This window comes from Pseudomonas sp. TE3911 (assembly GCF_054062775.1).
Map to the genome: position 1 here is coordinate 6,424,128 of NZ_JBSSFP010000001.1, position 21,119 is coordinate 6,445,246.

Sequence of the window (21,119 nt, forward strand, 5' to 3'; positions counted from 1 at the left end):
GCGTTTCGCCCATTTTTTTATTTTGCACAGCATGCACATACATGCACGAGGGGGTTCAGGTGTCGAGCAAGCTAGAAGAGTTGCAGGCCTTGTTGGCCCCGGTGGTCGTGGCCCTAGGCTATGAATGCTGGGGTGTTGAGTTTTCGGCTCAAGGTCGCCACTCAATGTTGCGCGTTTATATCGATAAAGAGGGCGGTGTGCTGGTGGACGATTGTGCCATTGTCAGCCGTCAGATCAGCGGTGTGCTGGATGTTGAAGATCCAATTTCCGTTGAATACACCCTCGAAGTTTCCTCGCCAGGCATGGAACGCCCACTGTTCACTATTGATCAGTTTGCAAAATTTGCCGGTGAACAAGTGAAGATCAAGCTGCGATCTCCTTTTGAAGGACGACGCAACTTTCAGGGCCTTCTGCGCGGTGTAGAAGAACAGGATGTCGTGGTGCAGGTAGAAGACCATGAGTTCCTGTTGCCGATCGATATGATCGACAAGGCCAACATTATTCCCAGTTTTGACTGAGACGCGGATCCCGCGGATCCAATGGCTTGCGAAAGGCGAGGCGTACGATGAGCAAAGAAGTACTGCTGGTTGTTGAGTCGGTATCCAATGAAAAGGGCGTACCGGCAAACGTGATTTTTGAAGCGCTGGAGTTGGCTCTGGCCACTGCTACCAAAAAGCGTTTTGAAGACGAAGTTGATCTGCGTGTGGAAATTAACCGCCACACCGGTGCCTATGAGACTTTCCGTCGCTGGACGGTCGTCGAAGAAGCCGATCTTGATGATCCGGCCATCGAAACCTGGCCAAGCAAGGTTGCCGAAACGCACCCAGGCGCCCAGGTTGGTGATGTCGTCGAAGAAAAGATCGAGTCCATCGAGTTCGGCCGCATTGCTGCACAGACCGCCAAGCAGGTCATCGTGCAGAAGGTTCGTGAAGCCGAGCGCGCTCAAGTCGTTGACGCCTATCGCGAGCGGCTGGGAGAAATTATCTCCGGCACTGTGAAAAAAGTTACCCGCGACAATGTGATCGTCGATCTGGGCAACAACGCCGAAGCGTTGCTGGCCCGCGAAGACATCATCTCTCGCGAAACCTTCCGTGTCGGCGTGCGTTTGCGTGCGCTGCTCAAGGAAATCCGCACCGAGAACCGTGGCCCTCAGTTGATCCTGTCGCGTACCGCGCCGGAAATGCTGATCGAGCTGTTCCGTATCGAAGTGCCGGAAATCGCCGAAGGCCTGATCGAAGTCATGGCTGCGTCCCGCGACCCGGGTTCGCGCGCCAAGATCGCGGTCCGTTCCAAGGACAAACGCATCGACCCGCAAGGCGCTTGCATCGGTATGCGCGGCTCGCGCGTCCAGGCAGTGTCGGGCGAATTGGGCGGTGAGCGTGTGGACATCGTCCTGTGGGACGATAACCCGGCGCAGTTCGTGATCAACGCCATGTCGCCTGCTGAAGTGGCGGCAATTATCGTTGACGAAGATGCCCATGCAATGGACATCGCCGTTGGCGCAGACAATCTGGCTCAGGCCATTGGTCGTGGTGGTCAGAACGTGCGTCTGGCCAGCCAATTGACCGGCTGGACCCTGAACGTGATGACCGAATCGGACATCCAGGCTAAGCAGCAAGCTGAAACCGGTGACATCCTGCGCAACTTCATTGACGAGTTGGAAGTCGACGAAGACCTGGCACAGGTGCTGGTAGATGAAGGCTTCACCAGCCTGGAAGAGATTGCCTACGTACCGTTGGAAGAAATGCTCAACATCGACGGCTTTGACGAAGACACCGTCAACGAGCTTCGCGCTCGGGCCAAGGATCGTTTGTTGACTAAAGCCATCGCTACTGAGGAAAAGCTGGCAGACGCCCATCCGGCCGAAGACCTACTCTCGCTTGAGGGTATGGACAAGGATTTGGCGATGGAACTGGCGGTGCGCGGCGTAATTACCCGCGAAGACCTGGCCGAGCAGTCTATTGACGATCTGCTCGACATCGACGGCATTGACGATGATCGTGCCGGCAAGTTGATCATGGCCGCCCGAGCCCATTGGTTCGAGTAATTAGGCGCGGCCTGAGGAGAGAAGTGCATGACGCAAGTCACGGTGAAACAACTGGCCGATGAGGTCAAAACACCGGTAGAGCGCCTGTTGCAGCAGATGCGTGAGGCAGGTCTGCCGCACACCGCCGCCGATGAAGGTGTGAGCGATAGTGAGAAGCAGTCTTTGCTGACTCACTTGAAGAGCAGCCACAAGGCGAAAGTGGAAGAACCGCGCAAGATTACATTGCAGCGCAAAACCACCAGCACCCTGCGTGTTGCTGGTAGCAAGAGCATCAGCGTTGAAGTACGCAAGAAGAAAGTCTTCGTACAGCGCAGCCCGGAAGAAATTGAAGCCGAGCGCAAGCGTGAACTGGATGAACGTCGCGCAGTAGATAATGCTGCTCGTCAGAAGGCTGAAGAAGAATCCAAGCGTCGCGCCGAAGAAGAAGCGCGTCGCCAGCCTGCTGCTGCGCAAACTGCTTCGGCTGATGCGGTCGCCGCGCCTAGCGCTCCTGTGGAAGCTGTGCGCGAGGCCGCTCCGGTTGCCGCTGCACCAGCACCTGCTGCTGATGCCCGTAAGCGTGAGGAACCTCGTCGTCCGGACAAACCACGTGCCGACGATAACAATCGTCGCGGTGGTGGTGGCGATGGCGAGCGCAAAAACGCTCCGCATCGTGCTTCGGTCAAAGAGAAAGCGCCTGCTCCACGCGTTGCCCCACGTACTACCGACGAAGAAAGCGATGGCTTCCGTCGCGGTGGTCGCGGCAAGGCCAAGCTGAAGAAGCGCAACGCCCACGGTTTCCAGAGCCCAACCGGTCCTGTCGTGCGTGATGTGCAGATTGGCGAGACCATCACTGTTGGCGATCTTGCCAATCAGATGTCGGTCAAGGCTGCTGAAATCATCAAGTTCATGTTCAAACTGGGTACTCCAGCGACCATCAACCAGGTGCTTGATCAGGAAACTGCTCAACTGGTAGCCGAAGAACTGGGCCACAAAGTGACCCTGGTCAGCGACACCGCCCTGGAAGATTCCCTGGCAGAATCCCTGAAGTTTGAAGGTGAGACGTTCTCCCGTGCGCCAGTCGTGACCGTAATGGGTCACGTTGACCATGGTAAGACTTCGCTACTCGACTACATTCGTCGTGCCAAGGTAGCTGCTGGCGAAGCCGGTGGTATCACTCAGCACATCGGTGCGTACCACGTTGAAACCGAGCGCGGCATGGTCACCTTCCTCGACACCCCAGGTCACGCCGCGTTTACCGCAATGCGTGCCCGTGGTGCTAAGGCGACTGACATCGTGATCCTGGTTGTTGCAGCGGACGACGGCGTGATGCCGCAGACCATTGAAGCTGTCCAGCACGCAAAAGCCGCTGGTGTTCCTCTGGTTGTTGCCGTGAACAAGATCGACAAGCCGGGCGCCGATCTCGATCGCATCCGCAGCGAACTGTCGGTTCACGGCGTGACCTCTGAAGAGTGGGGCGGTGATACGCCATTCGTTTCGGTTTCGGCGAAAGTCGGTACTGGCGTGGACGAACTGCTCGAAGCGGTCCTGCTGCAAGCTGAAGTACTCGAACTGAAAGCAACTCCATCGGCCCCAGGTCGTGGCGTTGTGGTTGAATCGCGTCTCGACAAAGGTCGTGGCCCGGTTGCGACCGTGCTGGTTCAAGACGGTACCCTGCGCCAAGGCGATATGGTGCTGGTCGGTTCGAACTATGGCCGTGTACGTGCCATGCTCGACGAGAACGGCAAGCCAATCAAAGAAGCGGGTCCTTCCATCCCTGTCGAGATCCTCGGCCTGGATGGTACCCCGGACGCTGGCGACGAGATGAGCGTGCTGTCCGACGAGAAGAAAGCCCGTGAAGTGGCTCTGTTCCGTCAAGGCAAGTTCCGTGAAGTCAAACTGGCTCGCGCTCACGCTGGCAAGCTGGAAAACATCTTCGAGAACATGGGCCAGGCAGAGAAGAAGACGCTTAACATCGTCCTTAAATCTGACGTTCGTGGTTCTCTCGAAGCGTTGAACGGCGCCTTGAATGGCCTGGGTAACGATGAAGTGCAAGTGCGTGTTGTCGGTGGCGGTGTCGGTGGTATCACTGAATCCGACGCCAACCTGGCACTGGCTTCCAACGCTGTACTGTTCGGTTTCAACGTGCGTGCTGATGCTGGCGCACGGAAGATCGTCGAGCAGGAAGGCCTGGACATGCGTTACTACAACGTCATCTACGACATCATCGAAGACGTCAAGAAAGCCCTTACCGGCATGCTTGGCAGTGACGTTCGGGAGAATATCCTGGGTATCGCCGAGGTACGTGACGTGTTCCGTTCGCCGAAATTCGGCGCGATCGCCGGTTGCATGGTTGTCGAAGGCACTGTGTACCGTAACCGTCCAATCCGTGTACTGCGTGAAGACATCGTTATCTTCGAAGGCGAGCTGGAATCCCTGCGCCGCTTCAAGGATGACGCTTCTGAAGTACGTGCCGGCATGGAATGCGGTATTGGCGTCAAGAGCTACAACGACGTCAAGGCTGGCGACAAGATCGAAGTCTACGAGAAGGTTCAGGTTGCTCGCAGCCTCTAACTCGCGCACTTCCGGAGCCACGCCGCGTGTGGGCATGCAAATGCCTCGCGCAGCGTACGGACTCTAAACGCAACGCCCGGTCTGGCTTTTGTCAGGCCGGGCGTTTGCCGCTTTCAGACCCCATGGGTTTCACCGTGTGGCAGTAACAGGTAACAAGACATGGCAAAAGAATACAGCCGTACCCAACGTATCGGCGATCAAATGCAGCGCGAGCTGGCCCAACTGATCCGTCGCGAAGTCAAAGACCCACGCGTTGGCCTGGTCACCATCACCGCTGTTGAAGTGAGCCGTGACGTGGGTCACGCCAAGATTTTCATCACCGTGATGGGCCAGGACAACAGCGAAGAAATCGCACAAAGCATCAAAGTGCTCAACTCGGCTGCCGGCTTCCTGCGCATGCAGTTGGCCCGCGAAATGAAGCTGCGCAGTGTTCCGCAGTTGCACTTCCACTACGACGAAAGCGTCGTGCGTGGCGCGCACTTGTCTGCATTGATCGAGCGCGCCGTGGCTGAAGACAGCCAGCATCCGTCCACACCTGAAGACGCCAAGGAGTAAGCGGTGGCTCAGGTCAAACGTATCCGTCGCAACGTCAGCGGCATCATTCTGCTTGATAAGCCCATTGGCTTTACGTCCAATGCGGCGTTGCAGAAGGTCCGCTGGCTGCTCAATGCCGAGAAGGCCGGGCATACCGGTAGCCTCGACCCACTGGCCACCGGCGTACTGCCGCTGTGCTTTGGCGAAGCGACCAAGTTCTCGCAATACCTGCTTGATTCCGATAAGGGTTACGAAACCCTGATGCAACTGGGCAAGACCACCACCACAGCGGATGCTGAAGGTGATGTTTTACAGGTTCGCGACGTGACCGTTGGTCGTGCTGATATCGAAGCCGCTTTGCCCGCTTTTCGTGGGCAAATCAGTCAGATACCGCCGATGTACTCGGCTCTCAAGCGTGACGGGCAGCCACTTTACAAGCTGGCACGTGCCGGCGAAGTAGTGGAGCGTGAACCGCGTTCTGTTACTATTGCGCGCTTGGAATTGCTCGCTTGTGAGGGTGAAACCGCACGACTGGCCGTGGACTGCAGCAAAGGCACCTATATCCGTACCCTGGTGGAAGATATTGGTGAACAGCTCGGTTGCGGCGCGTACGTCGCAGAACTGCGACGCACTCAGGCCGGACCTTTCAGCCTGGCCCAGACGGTTACGCTGGAAGAGTTGGAAGCGGTACACGCCGAAGGCGGCAATGAAGCGGTTGATCGCTTCCTGATGCCATCGGACAGTGGTTTGCTGGATTGGCCATTGCTGCACTTCTCGGAGCACAGCGCGTTCTACTGGCTTAACGGCCAGCCGGTACGTGCCCCGGATGCCCCTAAGTTCGGCATGGTGCGAGTACAGGATCATAACGGTCGCTTTATCGGTATCGGTGAAGTGAGCGAAGACGGGCGCATCGCGCCACGTAGACTGATTCGGTCAGAATGACCGAACGAGTGTGGCTGTTAACAGGCACGGTCAACACTCATTTTTAGATACAGGGATTTGTCCCTGGCCTGTTGAGACTGCCCTTTGGGTGGTTTCCTGAAAAAAGGATTGCCTCATGGCTCTCGACGTTCAAGAAAAAGCACAAATCGTTGCTGACTATCAGCAAGCTGTTGGTGACACTGGTTCGCCAGAAGTGCAAGTTGCACTGCTGACCCACAACATCAACAAGCTGCAAGGTCACTTCAAGGCCAACGGTAAAGATCACCACTCCCGTCGTGGTCTGATCCGCATGGTAAACCAGCGTCGTAAGCTGCTGGATTACCTGAAAGGCAAGGATCTGGGTCGTTATCAGACTCTGATCGGTCGCCTGGGTCTGCGTCGCTAATAAGCGATTGCGCTAGAGGTTGGTTGTCTGCCGTGTGTCAGTGGGATTCCCGCTGGCCCATGGTAGGCTCCCAGCCTCAAGTTTTATCTGGATACACGTTTTACCCCCTGGACAAGGGTTGGGCCGATTCCCGACATTGCCCAAGAATTTCGTAAGAAAACAAGTTCCCCAAGAGCCACAAAGAAGGTAGGACACCGTGAACCCGGTTATCAAAAAATTCCAGTTCGGTCAGTCGACCGTTACCCTTGAGACAGGCCGTATCGCCCGTCAAGCCTCCGGCGCAGTGCTGGTTACCGTTGATGACGACGTCACCGTATTGGTGACCGTTGTTGGCGCCAAGACCGCTGACCCGAGCAAAGGCTTCTTCCCTCTTTCTGTTCACTACCAGGAAAAGACTTACGCTGCCGGTAAGATCCCTGGCGGTTTCTTCAAGCGTGAAGGCCGTCCTTCCGAGAAAGAAACCCTGACTTCCCGACTGATCGACCGTCCGATCCGTCCGCTGTTCCCAGAAGGCTTCATGAACGAAGTGCAGGTTGTCTGCACCGTCGTTTCCACCAGCAAGAAAACCGACCCGGACGTCGCTGCGATGATCGGTACTTCGGCTGCCCTGGCTATCTCCGGCATTCCTTTCGATGGCCCTATCGGCGCTGCCCGCGTTGCTTTCCACGAGAGCACCGGCTACCTGCTCAACCCAACTTACGAGCAACTGAAAGCATCGAGCCTGGACATGGTCGTTGCCGGTACTTCGGAAGCCGTATTGATGGTTGAATCGGAAGCTAAAGAGCTGACCGAAGACCAGATGCTGGGTGCTGTACTGTTTGCTCACGACGAATTCCAGGTTGTGATCAACGCCGTTAAAGAACTGGCTGCTGAAGCCGCCAAGCCTACTTGGGCCTGGGCTCCGCAAGCCGAAGCCACCGAACTGCTGGGCGCTATCCGCTCCGAGTTCGGCGCCGCCATTTCCGACGCCTACACCATCACCGTCAAGGCCGACCGTTACGCTCGCCTGGGCGAGCTGAAGGACCAGGTTGTTGCCAAGCTTTCGGGCGAAGAAGGTCAGCCATCTTCCAGCGAAGTCAAAGCTGCATTCGGTGAAATCGAATACCGCACCGTTCGCGAGAACATCGTTAACGGCAAGCCACGTATCGACGGTCGCGACACTCGCACTGTGCGCCCGCTGAATATCGAAGTTGGTGTTCTGCCGAAAACTCACGGTTCGGCACTGTTCACCCGTGGCGAAACTCAGGCTCTGGTAGTCGCGACCCTGGGTACTGCCCGTGACGCACAACTGCTGGACACCCTGGAAGGCGAGAAAAAAGACCCGTTCATGCTGCACTACAACTTCCCTCCGTTCTCGGTGGGCGAGTGTGGTCGTATGGGCGGCGCTGGTCGTCGCGAAATCGGTCACGGCCGTTTGGCGCGTCGTTCGGTTCAGGCCATGCTGCCTGCTGCTGACGTGTTCCCTTACACCATCCGTGTTGTGTCGGAAATCACCGAGTCCAACGGTTCCAGCTCCATGGCTTCCGTTTGTGGTGCTTCCCTGGCACTGATGGACGCTGGTGTGCCGATGAAGGCACCGGTTGCCGGTATCGCCATGGGTCTGGTTAAAGAAGGCGAGAAGTTCGCCATCCTGACCGACATCCTGGGTGACGAAGACCACCTGGGCGACATGGACTTCAAAGTAGCCGGTACCGCTAAAGGTGTTACCGCGCTGCAGATGGACATCAAGATCAAAGGCATCACCGAAGAAATCATGGAGATCGCTCTGGGCCAAGCCCTGGAAGCGCGCCTGAACATCCTCGGCCAGATGAACCAGATCATTGGTCAGTCTCGCACCGAGCTGTCGGAAAATGCTCCGACCATGATCGCGATGAAAATCGAAACCGACAAAATCCGTGATGTTATCGGTAAAGGTGGCGCGACCATCCGTGCGATCTGCGAAGAAACCAAGGCTTCGATCGATATCGAAGACGACGGTTCGATCAAGATCTTCGGCGAAACCAAGGAAGCGGCTGAGGCAGCACGTCAGCGCGTTCTGGGTATCACGGCTGAGGCCGAGATCGGCAAGATCTACGTCGGTAAGGTTGAGCGCATCGTCGACTTCGGCGCATTCGTCAACATCCTGCCGGGCAAAGACGGTCTGGTTCACATCTCCATGTTGAGCGACGCTCGTGTTGAGAAAGTGACCGACATTCTGAAAGAAGGTCAGGAAGTGGAAGTGCTGGTGCTGGACGTGGACAACCGCGGCCGCATCAAGCTGTCCATCAAAGACGTAGCAGCAGCTAAGGCTTCGGGCGTTTAATTACCCCTGGCTTATGCTGAAAAAAAGGACCCTTCGGGGTCCTTTTTTTATGGGCGAGGGAAAGTGAAGTGAAATCAGCCGTTTAGCCCTCTGCAAAAGCCGCAACTTGCATGCAGGCATGATGGGCTTCATGCAAGTTGCACGATTCCGGAAATTAGCATTATTGTTAAGTCATTGTTTTATAAGGATTTAATTTATAGCTTCGACTTGGCACACTGCCTGCAATATCCCTGTTAACGCTGCAGCATCAAGGTTTACGCACTGCAGACTTTTAATAAAACAGGAGTTACTCGTATGAAGAAGTTCGCTCTCGCTACTGCTACCGCTCTGACTCTGGCCATGGGTGCTAACGTAGCCTTTGCTCAGACTTCCCAAGCCCCTATGACGTTGGCGGCTGGCGAAGCTACCAAGGCTAAGGAAAGCGTTTCGGATACTTGGATCACCACCAAAGTTAAATCCGACCTGCTGACCGAGAAGGGCATTCCTGGTTCGGACATCAAGGTTGAAACCAACAAAGGCGTGGTTTCCCTGTCCTCGACAGTCGCTATCTCTGACGCACAGAAAGCTACTGCTGTCTCGATCACCAAAAAGATCAAAGGCGTGACCGCTGTTTCCGCTGATGGCCTGATGGCTGGCGGTGCTACCAAAGCAGACGGTATCGATAAAACCAAAGGCGCCGCTCATGACGCCAAAGAAACCACCAGCGACACTTGGATCACCACCAAGGTAAAAGCTGACCTGGTTACCGAGAAAGGTATTCCTGGCACCGACATCAAAGTCGAAACCAACAAAGGCGTTGTTTCCCTGTCGTCGACTGTAGCTGTTACCGACGCACAGAAAGCCACCGCCGTAGCAATCACCAAGAAAATCAAAGGCGTTAAAGCTGTCTCGGCCGACGGCCTGAAAGCAGAGTAACGCTCGACAGTTCGTTTGAATTAAGCGGCGGCCACGAGTGAGTTAGATATCCACTCAAATGCACCTCTAAGGTTCATGCGACTGACCATATGGATGTGGTCATTACAGGCCCCGGCACTTGTGTCGGGGCCTGTTCTATTTCTGGTGCCGATGGTTATTCAGCATCCAGATGCATAGGCGTTACAACGCGACCATCTTTCTCCGCCTGTCCCAAGTGGGCATCAATGAAGTACACGCGGTCGTCTTCCAACTGGCCCTTATCCACCAAGTAGTCTTTGATAGTGCTCGCGCGGTCCTGACCGAGTTGGCGCAGTAGCACGTCGCTGTTGCTCCAGAACTTGATCACGCCGTCACGCAGCTTGGCCGTGCGGTCATCGCGGCTCAGGTCTTTCCACTCCGCCGGTGGCTGTTGTTTCACGCGGATGCGGTAGATGCCTTCGAGCAATGGCGCTTTTTCGCTTTCCGGGACTTCCAGCAAGGACGCCTGGGCCGGAACCTTGTCGCCACGGCGCTGCAGGATTTTGTAATAGTTGTACTGGTATTCACGTTCCAGACGTTGCGCTGCGAGGAAGGGGCCATCGCTGCTTGCAGCGGCCGTGCCTTCAATTTCCAGGCGTAGGGCAGGGCGTTCCTTCAGCGCTTTAGCCAGGGTGTTTAGCGCGCTTTCGGCGTCTTTGTTCAACTCACTTGAGCCGGCAGCGAAGGACACGTTGCTCAGATCTTCCGCTCCGCCGCCGGTGACCAGCCCGCCGATGAACTTGAACGGTGCGGTCGCTGCACGCACCACCAGGTTACGCAGGGTCTGCCACACAATCGGCATCACGCTGAATTGCGGGTTATTCAGGTCACCGGTCACCGGCAGTTCGATGGAGATCTTGCCGTCAGTGTCTTTAAGCAGGGCGATTGCCAAGCGAATCGGCAAGTCCACGGCATCGGCGCTGTCGACCTTCTCACCCAGTTGCAGTTGCTCGACTACCACTTTGTTCTCGGCCTTAAGCTGGCCCTTGGTGATCACATAGTGCAGGTCGAGGTTGAGGCGTCCCTTGCGGATACGGAAACCCGCGAACTTGCCTGAGTAGGGCGTCAGGGTCGTCAGCTCGACACGCTTGAAGCTGGTGGCGATATCCAGCGCCGCCATCGGATCGAACGGGTTCACGCTGCCTTTGATTGTCACTGGCGCGTAACGGTCCACCTTGCCCTTGATGTCGACGCTGGCTGGTTTGGCCTGACGGCTGTCAATCGTGCCGATCTGCCCGTTGAGCTGTTGGATGGCAGTGGCGAAGTTGGGTGTCAGGCTGAAGTCGGCAAAGTTGGCCGAGCCATCGTTGATTGCAATCTGCCCGATACGAATGCCCAGGGGTTTATCTTTGCTCGCCGCAGGCTTGGGGGCCGACTTGGCGCCACTGTCGGCTGGCTGCGGGATCAGCAGGTCATCGACGTTGGTGGTGCGGTCATCGTTGATCATGAACCGCGCATATGGCTGCAGCAGGTTGACCTTGTCGATCGACAGGCTGTCGCCGTGCTGGTAGTTCAGGCCCTCGACGACCAGACGCTGCCATTTCAGGAAGTCACGTGTCTTGAGGGTGTCCAGGGTATGCAACTGGTCGACCTGCGCTCGGCCGGTAATCTGCAGCGCCAGGGGCTCGGTGCTCTTCAGGTTCACGTCGAGGTCACTGCCGAGCATGCCGCTACGCAGCTCCAAACGGATAAATGGGCTGATATAGGACTGGGCAACCCGTAGGTCAATATCTTTGGTGGTGACCTTCAGCTTGGCGCTGACTGGGTTGAGGTTGACCACGCCCGTTGCCTGAATCTTGCCTTGCTTGCCCAAGCCGCTGTCGACCTTGAGGTTAAAGGGGCTCTGGTTGAGGCTGTCGAAATTCTGTACATCCACATTCAACGGGCCCAGCTCCAGCGCTACCGCAGGTTTGGCCTGACGGTCGGCCAGATGTACTTGATAGTTGCGCAGTTGCACGTCTTTGAGCAGCACTTGCCAAGGCTTGCTTGGCGCAGTCGGGGCAGGCTTTGGAGAGTCGGCTGTAGCTGGCGCAGTGGCAGGCTCCGGCGCCTTGGCTGGTTTGCTCGGTTGGCTGGCGAACAGTTTCTGCCAGTCCAATTGCCCATCGGCCTCACGAGCAGCCCAGGTCTCCAGCTTATTACTGCGGATCTTGCCGACCACCACTTGCTGCTTGGCGAGGTCCACTGTGGTCTCGCTGACGTCCAGGCGTTCCAGGCGCACCAGTGGGCGGCCATCCGGTGCCTTTAAGGCGAACGGCGCGATGCTGGCGGCGGTGTTGGTCAAGTTCAGTTCGGTTTCTTTGGCCAGGCTGAATTTGTAGTCGGTGCTGAAGTTGAGCACACCGTCTTCGAGTACCAGGGGGAGCGCGTCACGCACATATGGCCACCAGGCTTTCATCTTGCCGTCAGTGACCTTTAGCGTACCTTCGGACGTGATCGGCACCAGGCTGAAGTTGCCTTTCCAATCAATTTGACCACCTTCAGGGCCTGCCGCGACCAGGGTCATATCGGCGTTGTCTTCAGGCAAGGTGCTGAGGTTTTTCAGCTCGAAGTCGAGTTTGTTGTAGAGAAATTCGATAGGTTCACTGGGGCGCAGATCTTGAAAGTGCACATAGCCGCCTGCCAGCTTGATGCTGTCGATACGCAGTGGGAACGGCTTGGCATCGGGGTCGGCCGGGGAGGGTTCGCTCGCAGGGAGCTTGAACAACTGCGCCAGGTTCAATTGGCCAGACTTGTCGAACAGCAACTCCGTCTTGGGCTGATCCATTTGCACATCGGCCAAATGCAGTGCCCGGGTCCACAGGCTGTCAATCTGCAGATTGGCGTAAAGGCGCTCGAAACCCACCTGTTCCTTGCCGGGTTCGCCAATCTTCAAGCCCCATGCGGTGACTTCCAGGCTGAAGGGATTGAGTTCAATGCGCTCAAGCCGCGCCGGCACCGTGGCGTAATGGGCCAATTGTTGGTTGGCAACGCGAAGGGCGATGCCCGGCAGAATCAAAAAGCCCAGCAAACTGTACAGGGCAAGGGCGGTCAACAAGGCGCCAGTGGCGCGAATCAATCCTTTGGGCATGGGGCGGCGCCATCTATATCGAACAGGAGTGCCTTGGAGTATGGCACGGGTTTTCGGTTCCGAAGAGCCGGGGCGTTGGGACGCTTCCTACAGCTGGAGTATCAGCGTTTTCAAGGGGGGCTGCTGATCCTGTGAGGGAAAATCCGCACCCGGCGTCATGATTTGCCAGTCGCGCACTGGGCGACCGGCTTTCTCCGCGCATCGCAGGACCTGCTCGCGCCAATCCTCCATGCTGACCTTTGCCAAGTTGTTGCAGCAGATCAGCACACCGTTGTCGGCAGTCGCGAGAAGTGCGGGCTTGAGCAGGCTCTGGTAGTCGCGCAACAGGTCGACGGTGCCGAACGCGCTCTTGGCCCAGGCCGGAGGATCGAGCAGCACCAAGTCATATTGGCGCTGTTCAAGACGCGGGTAGCTCGGCAGTTTCTGCCCGCGCCGCTGGGTGATCGGCAGCCCGGCCAGTTGGCGAATCGCCGGAAAGTAGTCCGACTGCACGAACTCCATACTCGGCAGCTGCGGGTTGAGCTGGCCGTTTTCACGCCCGACCGCCAGGTTGCCTTCCGCGAAGTCCAAATTGCACACCTCACGCGCGCCGCCAGCGGCGGCGCTCAGGCCCACGCCGCAGGTGTAGGCAAACAGGTTCAGTACGCTTTTACCGGCGCTGTGATCTTTGACCCAGCCGCGGGTATTGCGCAGATCGAGGAACAGCAACGGATCCTGCCCGGCATGGCGCCCGCGAACACGGTAATTGAGGCCCCATTCGTGCCCGACCATGTCTTCCAGTGCTGCGGGTTCGGCTCGGTATACCGTGTCTTCGCGGTCGATCCGCGAGTTGCCGCGGGAGCGGTCGTTGTACACGAGCAGCAACTCCAGGCCCAGGTACTGGTTGATCAGTTGATGCAGGTCCAGCAGGTCTGTGGTTTCCAGCGACTGGTGGAAGCTTTGCACCAGCAACTGCGGGCCATAACGGTCAATGGTCAGGCCGCCGGCGCCCTCCTGGCTGCCGTGGAACAGGCGATAGCAATCGGTGCCCTGGGCATGCAGCTCGTTGATCAGGTCTTGGCGATGATCGAGGGCGGCGCGCAGCGCCTGATTCAAGGGAGACATGGAGCGCGCCTGGCTGTAAATGAGGGCGCGAAGTTTAACAGCTATGGCGCCTTGCCTACACCAACCCCATCCGCCTGTGTGCCCGTTGCACCGAGCCATTGCGCATCGCCCAGCGCAATAACGGCGCGCTACGCTTGACCCCTGCACGGATCATCTGACGTTGCAGCGGGTTCTGATGCTGATCGAGCATGGTGCTGGCCCAGTCTGGCAGCAGATCGATCCCGGCCTGCATCATCAAGACGCCAAACGGCTTGGCTAAAGTACTGGGCGAGGGGGCGTTCAGCAGCAGGCGCAGTACTTCGCGGCTGCGTTCGTCACACAGCAATTGCGGACGGATACGCTCCAGATAATCGGAAATTTCCTGCCGCGAGCGCGGTACATGCCGCGCCCCCAAGCGCTCCGCCACCAGGGCGATTTCGCTGTAGTAACGATCTTGATCGCGGCTCGACAGAGTCGGGTTGCGATAGCGCAAGTGAGCGGCCATAAAGTTGCTCACCTCGGCTACATGCACCCAAGTCAGTAGTTCGGGGTCGCTCGCCGAATAAGGCCGTCCATCCGGCGCATGCCCGACCACCTGCAGGTGGATGGTGCGCACTTTTTCGATCAGCCAGTCGGCGTCTTTGCGCGAACCAAAGGTAGTACCTGAAATGAACTGCGAGGTACGCCGCAGGCGCCCGAGCATGTCCTGGCGAAAGTTCGAATGGTCCCAAACGCCGGCCAGGGCCAGTGGGTGCAAGGCTTGCAGCATCAATGCGCTGATGCCGCCGATCAGCATGCTGCTGAAGTCACCATGGACTTGCCAACTGACCGAGTCTGGCCCGAACAGGCCGGGATCGCCCTTGGGGTTTTCCAGGTCCAGTTGCCCCAGTGACAAGCCGGTGAGGCTCATCAGCTGGGTTTCGATACGGCTGCGGATAAATTCCATGGCGGCTCAGGTTTTCCTAGCGGTTCAGGCGTTTGTCGATCAGGCCGTCCACGACGCTGGGGTCGGCCAGGGTCGAGGTATCACCAAGACTGTCGAGTTCGTTGCAGGCGATCTTGCGCAAGATCCGGCGCATGATCTTGCCTGAGCGGGTTTTCGGCAGCGCCGGTGCCCATTGGATCAGTTCCGGCTTGGCAAAGCTGCCGATTTCCTTGCTGACCAGCTCAAGCAGGTGTTGTTTCAGCGCATCGCTGGGTTCCACACCGTTCATGGGCGTGACGAAGGCGTAGATGCCCTGGCCCTTGACGTCGTGGGGGTAGCCCACCACAGCGGCCTCGGCCACTTGGTCATGCAACACCAGCGCACTTTCCACCTCGGCGGTACCGATACGGTGGCCGGACACGTTGATCACATCGTCGATACGCCCGGTGATCCAGTAGTCGCCGTCTTCATCGCGGCGCGCGCCATCTCCGGTGAAGTAATAACCGGGGTAGGGTTTGAAATAGGTGTCAATCATGCGCTGCGGGTCGCCGTACACGCTGCGGATCTGTCCCGGCCAGCTTGATTTAATGGCGAGTACGCCGCTGCCAGCACCGGTGATGACCTTGCCTTGCTCATCCAGCAACACCGGTTGCACACCAAACATCGGTTGGGTCGCGCAGCCCGGCTTGATCCGCTGGGCGCTGACTAACGGGCTGAGCATGATGCCGCCGGTCTCGGTCTGCCACCAGGTATCCACAATCGGGCAGCGTTGTTCGCCCACAGCGTTGAAGTACCAGTCCCAGGCTTCCGGGTTGATCGGCTCGCCCACGCTGCCCAATAAACGCAGGCTGGCGCGGGAGGTACTTTCCAGTGGTCCGTGGCCCTCACGCATCAAAGCGCGCAAGGCTGTCGGCGCGGTGTAGAAAATATTCACCTGGTGTTTATCGATCACCTGCCAGAACCGCGAGCTGTCCGGGTAGCTCGGCACGCCCTCGAACATCAGTGAGGTCGCGCCATTGGCCAGCGGGCCATACACGATATAACTATGGCCGGTGACCCAGCCCACATCGGCGGTGCACCAGAACACCTCGCCGTCACGGTAGTCGAGTACGTACTTGAAGGTCATCGCTGCCTGCAGCAGATAACCGCCGGTGGTGTGCAACACGCCCTTGGGTTTACCGGTGCTACCGGAGGTGTAGAGGATGAACAGCGGGTCTTCGGCGTCCATCGGCTCTGGCGGGCAATCGTCGCTCGCAGCGTCAACGGCCTGCTGGTATTTGAGGTCGCGGCCTTCGCTCCAGTTCACGTCGGCACCGGTGCGTTGCACCACTAAGACGGTGCTGACATTCGGGCAACTGGCCAGGGCCTTGTCGACATTCTGTTTCAAAGCCACGGGCTTGCCGCCGCGCACGCCCTCATCGGCGGTGATCACGGTACGGCAATCGGCGTCGAGAATGCGGTCGCGCAGGGCGTCCGGCGAAAAACCACCAAACACGACCGAGTGCACCGCGCCAATCCGCGTGCAGGCCAGCATGGCGTAGGCCGCTTCCGGGATCATCGGCATGTAGATGCACACCCGGTCACCTTTCTTCACGCCACGGCTTTTCAGCACGTTGGCCAGGCGGCAGACGTTTTGATGCAGTTGACGGTAGGTGATGTTGGAAGACTTTGTCGGATCATCGCCCTCCCAGATGAAGGCCGGCTGATCGGCGCGTTGCGCCAGGTGACGATCAATGCAGTTGTAGCTGACGTTCAGTTGGCCACCGGCAAACCATTGGGCGGCGCCAGTGTTGATGTCCGAGTGTTGAACGGTGTGCCATGGGGTCATCCAGTCGAGAAAGCTCTTGGCCTGTTCAGCCCAGAAGGTGTCCGGCTGTTCGATGGATTGGCGATAGAGGCGGTGATAGTCCTCTTGACTGAGTTGCGCAGCCCGGCGGACGGCATCGGCGATGGGAAACGTGCTGATATCGAACATGAGCGATCCTTATTCTTGTTTTTGCGACAAGTCATAAAGATGCACCCTGTGTGGAGAGGGTTCAAGGCCAACGTCCAAAAGGACGTTGGCCTTGCTATACCTGCATCAGCCGCGGTGACGGCCGCGGAAGTAGTTGATCAGACCCTGGGTCGAAGCGTCCTCAGCCAAGGTTTCTTCGGCGCCGGTCAGGCGGTTGTAGACGCCTTTACCGAGCTCTTTACCCAGTTCAACGCCCCATTGGTCGAACGCGTTGATGCCCCAGATCACGCTTTGTACGAACACTTTGTGCTCATACATGGCAACCAGCGCGCCGAGGCGACGCGGGCTTATGCGCTCCACCACCAGGGTGTTGCTCGGACGGTTGCCCGGGATCACCTTGTGCGGGGCCAGCTTCTGCACTTCGTCTTCCGGGATGCCCTTGTCGCGCAGCTCGGATTCAGCTTCGCTGCGGGTCTTGCCGAGCATCAGTGCCTGGCTTTGGGACAGGCAGTTGGCGTACAGCCACTGATGGTGGTCGGACACCGGGTTGAAGCTGACGATCGGCACGATGAAGTCGGCCGGGATCAGTTGGGTGCCTTGGTGCAGCAACTGGTGGTAAGCATGCTGACCGTTGCAACCGACGCCACCCCAGATCACTGGGCCGGTGTCGGTGGACACCGGTTTGCCGTCTTGGCGCACGCTCTTGCCGTTGGATTCCATGTCCAGCTGTTGCAAGTGCTTGGTGATGTTACGCAGATAGTGGTCGTACGGCAGGATCGCATGGCTCTGCGCACCCCAGAAGTTGCCGTACCACACGCCCAGCAGGCCAAGCAGCACCGGCATGTTTTGTTCGAATGGCGCGTTCTGGAAATGCTGGTCCATGGTGTAGGCACCGGACAGCAGTTCCTTGAAATTGGACATGCCGATGGCCAGTGCGATTGGCAAGCCGATGGCAGACCACAACGAGTAACGGCCGCCGACCCAGTCCCACATCGGGAAGATGTTTTCTTCGCGAATACCGAAGGCCACGGCTGCCGCGTTGTTGCTCGACACGGCGATGAAGTGGCGATATAGCTCAGCTTCTGAGCCACCTTGGGCCAAGTACCAGGCACGAGCGGCCTGGGCGTTTTTCAGGGTTTCGAGGGTGTTGAAGGACTTCGACGAAACAATGAACAGAGTGGTTTCGGCGCGCAGCTTCATGGTCAGCTCGTGGAACTCGCTGCCATCGATGTTCGCCAGGTAATGGCAGCGCACGCCTTTGTGGGCGTAGGACAACAGCGCTTCGGAGACCAGCTCCGGGCCGAGGAACGAGCCACCGATGCCGATGTTCACCACGTCGGTGATCGGCTTTTCGGTGTAGCCGCGCCACAGGCCGTCGTGGATGCGGCCGACCAGGTCGGTGATCTGGTTCAGCACCTTGTGCACGTCCGGCATGATGTTCACGCCATTGACCGACAGCTTGTCACCCACTGGGCGGCGCAAGGCGGTGTGCAGGGCCGGGCGGCCTTCTGACGAGTTGACCGGTTCGCCAGCGTAGAGCGAGTTGATCGCGTCCTTGAGGCCGACTTCCTCCGCCAGCCCTACCAGCAGGTCGCGGGTTTCGCTGGTGATCAGGTTTTTCGAGTAATCGAGGAAAAGTCCGCAGCTGCTCAAGGTGAATTGGGAAAAACGCTGAGGATCGGCATTGAACGCTTCACGCATGCTGAAATCCTGCATGGCTTGGCGATGTTGATTGAGCGCTTGCCAGGCGGGCAGAGCGGTAACGTCATGAGGGGTGCGGTAGTACGCCATCGCTGCGGGTTTCCTTTTATTACGGGGACTGCCTTTAGGACACTTCATAGCCCGGAACATCCAGTCTTATCTCAAGCATTGGGTTCCAGACAGCGCTAACTATAGCGCCGGGCGATTACATTAAACCTAGCGTGTCGATATGTCTTGGCTTTGTCTGCGCTGTGGCCGGTACTTTTTTATACCGGCACAGCGAGCAGGGCAACAGGCGGGGTGTTCAGCGAGGTTTAATTGAGGCTCAAATGCAGGTTGTCGATCAACCGAGTCGTGCCCAGGAAGGCTGCCACCAGGATCACGATGTCCTTGTCCTCAGGGGTTGCCGGGCGCAGATGCACGCCCTGGCGCACTTCGAGGTAATCCACGCGCAGCCCGGCAGCTTCGATCTGCTTGACCTGTTCGGCGCGCAGCGTGGCGAAGTTGTGGTCACCGTCCTTGATGGCTGCGGCAATCTGGCTGAGGCTGCGATACAGCACCGGCGCGATCCCGCGTTCCTCTTCGCTGAGAAAACCGTTGCGCGACGACAGCGCCAGGCCATCGTCGGCGCGTACGGTGGGCTCACCGATGATCTGAATCGGCATGTTCAGGTCATGGACCATGGCGCGAATCACGGCCAGTTGCTGGTAATCCTTTTGACCGAACACGGCCATGTCCGGCTGGACCATGTTGAACAGCTTGCTGACCACGGTCGCCACGCCTTCGAAATGCCCGGGACGGCTGGCGCCGCACAAGCCTTCGGACAGTTGCGGGACGCTGACGCGGGTCTGGCCGGTCATGCCGCCGGGGTACATTTCCTCGACGGTGGGTGCGAACAGCAGGTTGCAGCCGGCTTGCAGTAGCTTTTCCTGGTCGGCGGCGAGGGTGCGGGGATATTTGTCCAGGTCTTCACCCGCGCCAAATTGCAGCGGGTTGACGAAGATACTCGCGACGACAAAGTCCGCTTGCTGAACAGCCTTCGTCACCAGGGTTGCATGGCCGCTGTGCAGGTTGCCCATGGTAGGTACGAAGCCAATGCGTTTACCCGCCTTGCGGGCGTGGGCGACGGCGGCGCGTAGTTCGCGTACGGTTCTTACGGTGTTCATGCAGAGAATCCGTGTTCGGCGCCTGGGAAGGTCACGCCTTTGACTTCGGTAACGTACGCGCTCAATGCCGCGTGGATGCTGTCCTGGCCGGTCATGAAGTTCTTCACGAACTTCGGCACGCGACCCGTGATCGACAGGCCGAGCATGTCGTGCAGCACCAGCACCTGGCCATCAGTGGCCGAGCCCGCGCCAATGCCAATCACCGGCACTTTTACGGCTTGGGTGATTTCTGCAGCGAGTTCGCTGGGCACGCACTCAAGCAGGATCATTGCAACGCCGGCCTGTTCCAGGGCGATGGCATCGGCACGCATCTGGCGTGCCTGGGCTTCGTTGCGACCTTGTACCTTGTAGCCGCCGAGCAGGTTTACCGACTGTGGCGTCAGGCCCATATGTGCGCACACCGGCACGCCGCGTTCAGCCAGCAAGCGAATCGACTCGGCGAGCCACAGTGCGCCCTCCACTTTGACCATGTGTGCGCCGGCGCGCATCAGTTTGCCTGCGTTGAGGAAGGTCTGCTCAGTGGTGGCGTAATCCATGAACGGCAGGTCGGCGATGATGAAGGCGCCGTCGTTACCGCGCTTGACGCTGGCAGTGTGGTAAGCCAGGTCATCGGTGGTAACGGGCAGGGTGCTGTCATTCCCTTGAAGAACCATGCCCAGGGAGTCGCCTACCAGCAACACTTCAACCCCGGCTTGGCAGCTGGCGTGGGCGAAGGTGGCGTCATAGCAGGTCAGCATGGTGATTTTTTCACCTTTGAGCTTGAGGCTCTGCAAGGTGGTCAGGGTAATGTCTGGCATGAAAAGGGTCCTCGTTCAGGCGCTTGGAAACAGCGAGTTACGCGCGTGAGTCTTCGTTTATACAGGCGCACTGTCTTGAGAGCAGTGCTTATAAGGCCTGGATTGCGCCCTTTAGCGCCGGGTTGGCGGCAGCGGGACGCCTATAGTCGTGAGGAGGACACGGGAAGTCAATTGGATGTGTTACCGCATTGTTACGCGTGGGGTGTTACCGCTGTTACTGACGCGTTTCAGCTGTGTGAGCTGGCTTAAACAATGCGTTCCAGGCCGACGAATGGGCAGGCTTCGAGCAAATCGCGCAGTGCCCTGCCATCGGGTAGCTGCAGGGCCTCAGGTGCCAATTCGGACAAGGGGTAGAGCACAAATGCGCGCAGGTGCATCTGGTAGTGCGGCACCTTCAAACGCGGCTCGTCGATCAGGTGATCGCCAAACAGCAAGATGTCCAGGTCAAGCGTGCGCGGGCCCCCACCGTTCAAGGCGTTCGCGGCCCTGGTCATTCTCGATGGCTTGCAGCGCATCCAGCAGGTCCAGGGGCGCCAGGCTGCTGTCCAGGGCGGCGACCGCATTGGTGTAGCGCGGTTGGCCCGGGAGCAGGGAGTCACTTTGATAGAAGGCAGAGACGCCGAAGACGGTGGTGTCTGGCAAACGCGCGAGCGCTTCGACAGCGCTGCGCAATTGTTGCTCCGGGGCAGCGAGGTTGCTGCCCATGCCTATGTAGATACGTTCCACG

The 21,119-nt window shown here is 58.3% G+C and carries 15 protein-coding genes and 1 pseudogene; 8 read left to right on the top strand and 8 right to left on the bottom strand.

Annotated features, from left to right (window positions below; translation table 11 throughout):
• Positions 1 to 59: 59 nt before the first annotated feature.
• The 8 genes from rimP to ACVWXD_RS29400 all read left to right on the top strand — a co-directional run bounded on the left by rimP (position 60) and on the right by ACVWXD_RS29400 (position 9,678).
• Positions 60 to 518, top strand: a complete 459-nt coding sequence (rimP, locus tag ACVWXD_RS29365; RefSeq protein WP_032884784.1) for a ribosome maturation factor RimP — start codon at positions 60 to 62, stop codon at positions 516 to 518.
• 47 nt (positions 519 to 565) lie between these two features.
• Positions 566 to 2,047: a transcription termination factor NusA gene (gene nusA, locus ACVWXD_RS29370; protein ID WP_003212187.1), complete on the top strand. Its 1,482-nt coding sequence runs from the start codon at positions 566 to 568 to the stop codon at positions 2,045 to 2,047.
• A 27-nt stretch (positions 2,048 to 2,074) separates the two neighbouring features.
• Entirely contained in the window at positions 2,075 to 4,600 is a 2,526-nt protein-coding gene (gene infB / locus ACVWXD_RS29375; protein WP_032884720.1) for a translation initiation factor IF-2, read from the top strand.
• A 159-nt stretch (positions 4,601 to 4,759) separates the two neighbouring features.
• Positions 4,760 to 5,155, top strand: coding sequence for a 30S ribosome-binding factor RbfA (gene rbfA, locus ACVWXD_RS29380; RefSeq protein ID WP_003176137.1), 396 nt, complete (start codon positions 4,760 to 4,762; stop codon positions 5,153 to 5,155).
• 3 nt (positions 5,156 to 5,158) lie between these two features.
• On the top strand, positions 5,159 to 6,076 hold the full coding sequence (gene truB / locus ACVWXD_RS29385) for a tRNA pseudouridine(55) synthase TruB (protein ID WP_032884721.1): 918 nt from the start codon (positions 5,159 to 5,161) through the stop codon (positions 6,074 to 6,076).
• Between the two features lie 115 nt (positions 6,077 to 6,191).
• Positions 6,192 to 6,461, top strand: a complete 270-nt coding sequence (rpsO, locus tag ACVWXD_RS29390) for a 30S ribosomal protein S15 (RefSeq protein WP_003177875.1) — start codon at positions 6,192 to 6,194, stop codon at positions 6,459 to 6,461.
• Between the two features lie 196 nt (positions 6,462 to 6,657).
• Positions 6,658 to 8,763: a polyribonucleotide nucleotidyltransferase gene (gene pnp / locus ACVWXD_RS29395; protein WP_457371566.1), complete on the top strand. Its 2,106-nt coding sequence runs from the start codon at positions 6,658 to 6,660 to the stop codon at positions 8,761 to 8,763.
• Positions 8,764 to 9,057: 294 nt separating this feature from the next.
• Positions 9,058 to 9,678, top strand: a complete 621-nt coding sequence (locus ACVWXD_RS29400; protein ID WP_032884723.1) for a BON domain-containing protein — start codon at positions 9,058 to 9,060, stop codon at positions 9,676 to 9,678.
• A 154-nt stretch (positions 9,679 to 9,832) separates the two neighbouring features.
• Here ACVWXD_RS29400 and ACVWXD_RS29405 read toward each other — a convergent pair whose 3' ends face one another.
• The 8 genes and pseudogenes from ACVWXD_RS29405 to folK form a co-directional block, all read right to left on the bottom strand.
• Positions 9,833 to 12,766 (bottom strand): DUF748 domain-containing protein, encoded by a 2,934-nt coding sequence (locus tag ACVWXD_RS29405; RefSeq protein WP_457371567.1) that lies wholly within the window; start codon positions 12,764 to 12,766, stop codon positions 9,833 to 9,835.
• 87 nt (positions 12,767 to 12,853) lie between these two features.
• Complete coding sequence (locus ACVWXD_RS29410; RefSeq protein WP_032884726.1) at positions 12,854 to 13,870, bottom strand: class I SAM-dependent rRNA methyltransferase; 1,017 nt, start codon at positions 13,868 to 13,870, stop codon at positions 12,854 to 12,856.
• 55 nt (positions 13,871 to 13,925) lie between these two features.
• A complete protein-coding gene (locus ACVWXD_RS29415) occupies positions 13,926 to 14,795 on the bottom strand; it encodes an oxygenase MpaB family protein (protein ID WP_032884728.1) in 870 nt (289 codons plus the stop codon).
• A 16-nt stretch (positions 14,796 to 14,811) separates the two neighbouring features.
• The gene (acs, locus tag ACVWXD_RS29420; RefSeq protein ID WP_095186253.1) at positions 14,812 to 16,749 is read right to left on the bottom strand and encodes an acetate--CoA ligase; all 1,938 of its coding nucleotides are present in this window, start codon (positions 16,747 to 16,749) and stop codon (positions 14,812 to 14,814) included.
• A 105-nt stretch (positions 16,750 to 16,854) separates the two neighbouring features.
• The gene (pgi, locus tag ACVWXD_RS29425) at positions 16,855 to 18,519 is read right to left on the bottom strand and encodes a glucose-6-phosphate isomerase (RefSeq protein WP_095186254.1); all 1,665 of its coding nucleotides are present in this window, start codon (positions 18,517 to 18,519) and stop codon (positions 16,855 to 16,857) included.
• A 224-nt stretch (positions 18,520 to 18,743) separates the two neighbouring features.
• Positions 18,744 to 19,595, bottom strand: coding sequence for a pantoate--beta-alanine ligase (gene panC, locus ACVWXD_RS29430; RefSeq protein WP_122681706.1), 852 nt, complete (start codon positions 19,593 to 19,595; stop codon positions 18,744 to 18,746).
• A complete protein-coding gene (panB, locus tag ACVWXD_RS29435) occupies positions 19,592 to 20,392 on the bottom strand; it encodes a 3-methyl-2-oxobutanoate hydroxymethyltransferase (RefSeq protein WP_032884735.1) in 801 nt (266 codons plus the stop codon). The genes panC and panB overlap by 4 nt, the downstream gene beginning before the upstream one ends.
• 245 nt (positions 20,393 to 20,637) lie before the next feature.
• Positions 20,638 to 21,118, bottom strand: a pseudogene (gene folK / locus ACVWXD_RS29440) (2-amino-4-hydroxy-6-hydroxymethyldihydropteridine diphosphokinase).
• Position 21,119: the final 1 nt, after the last annotated feature.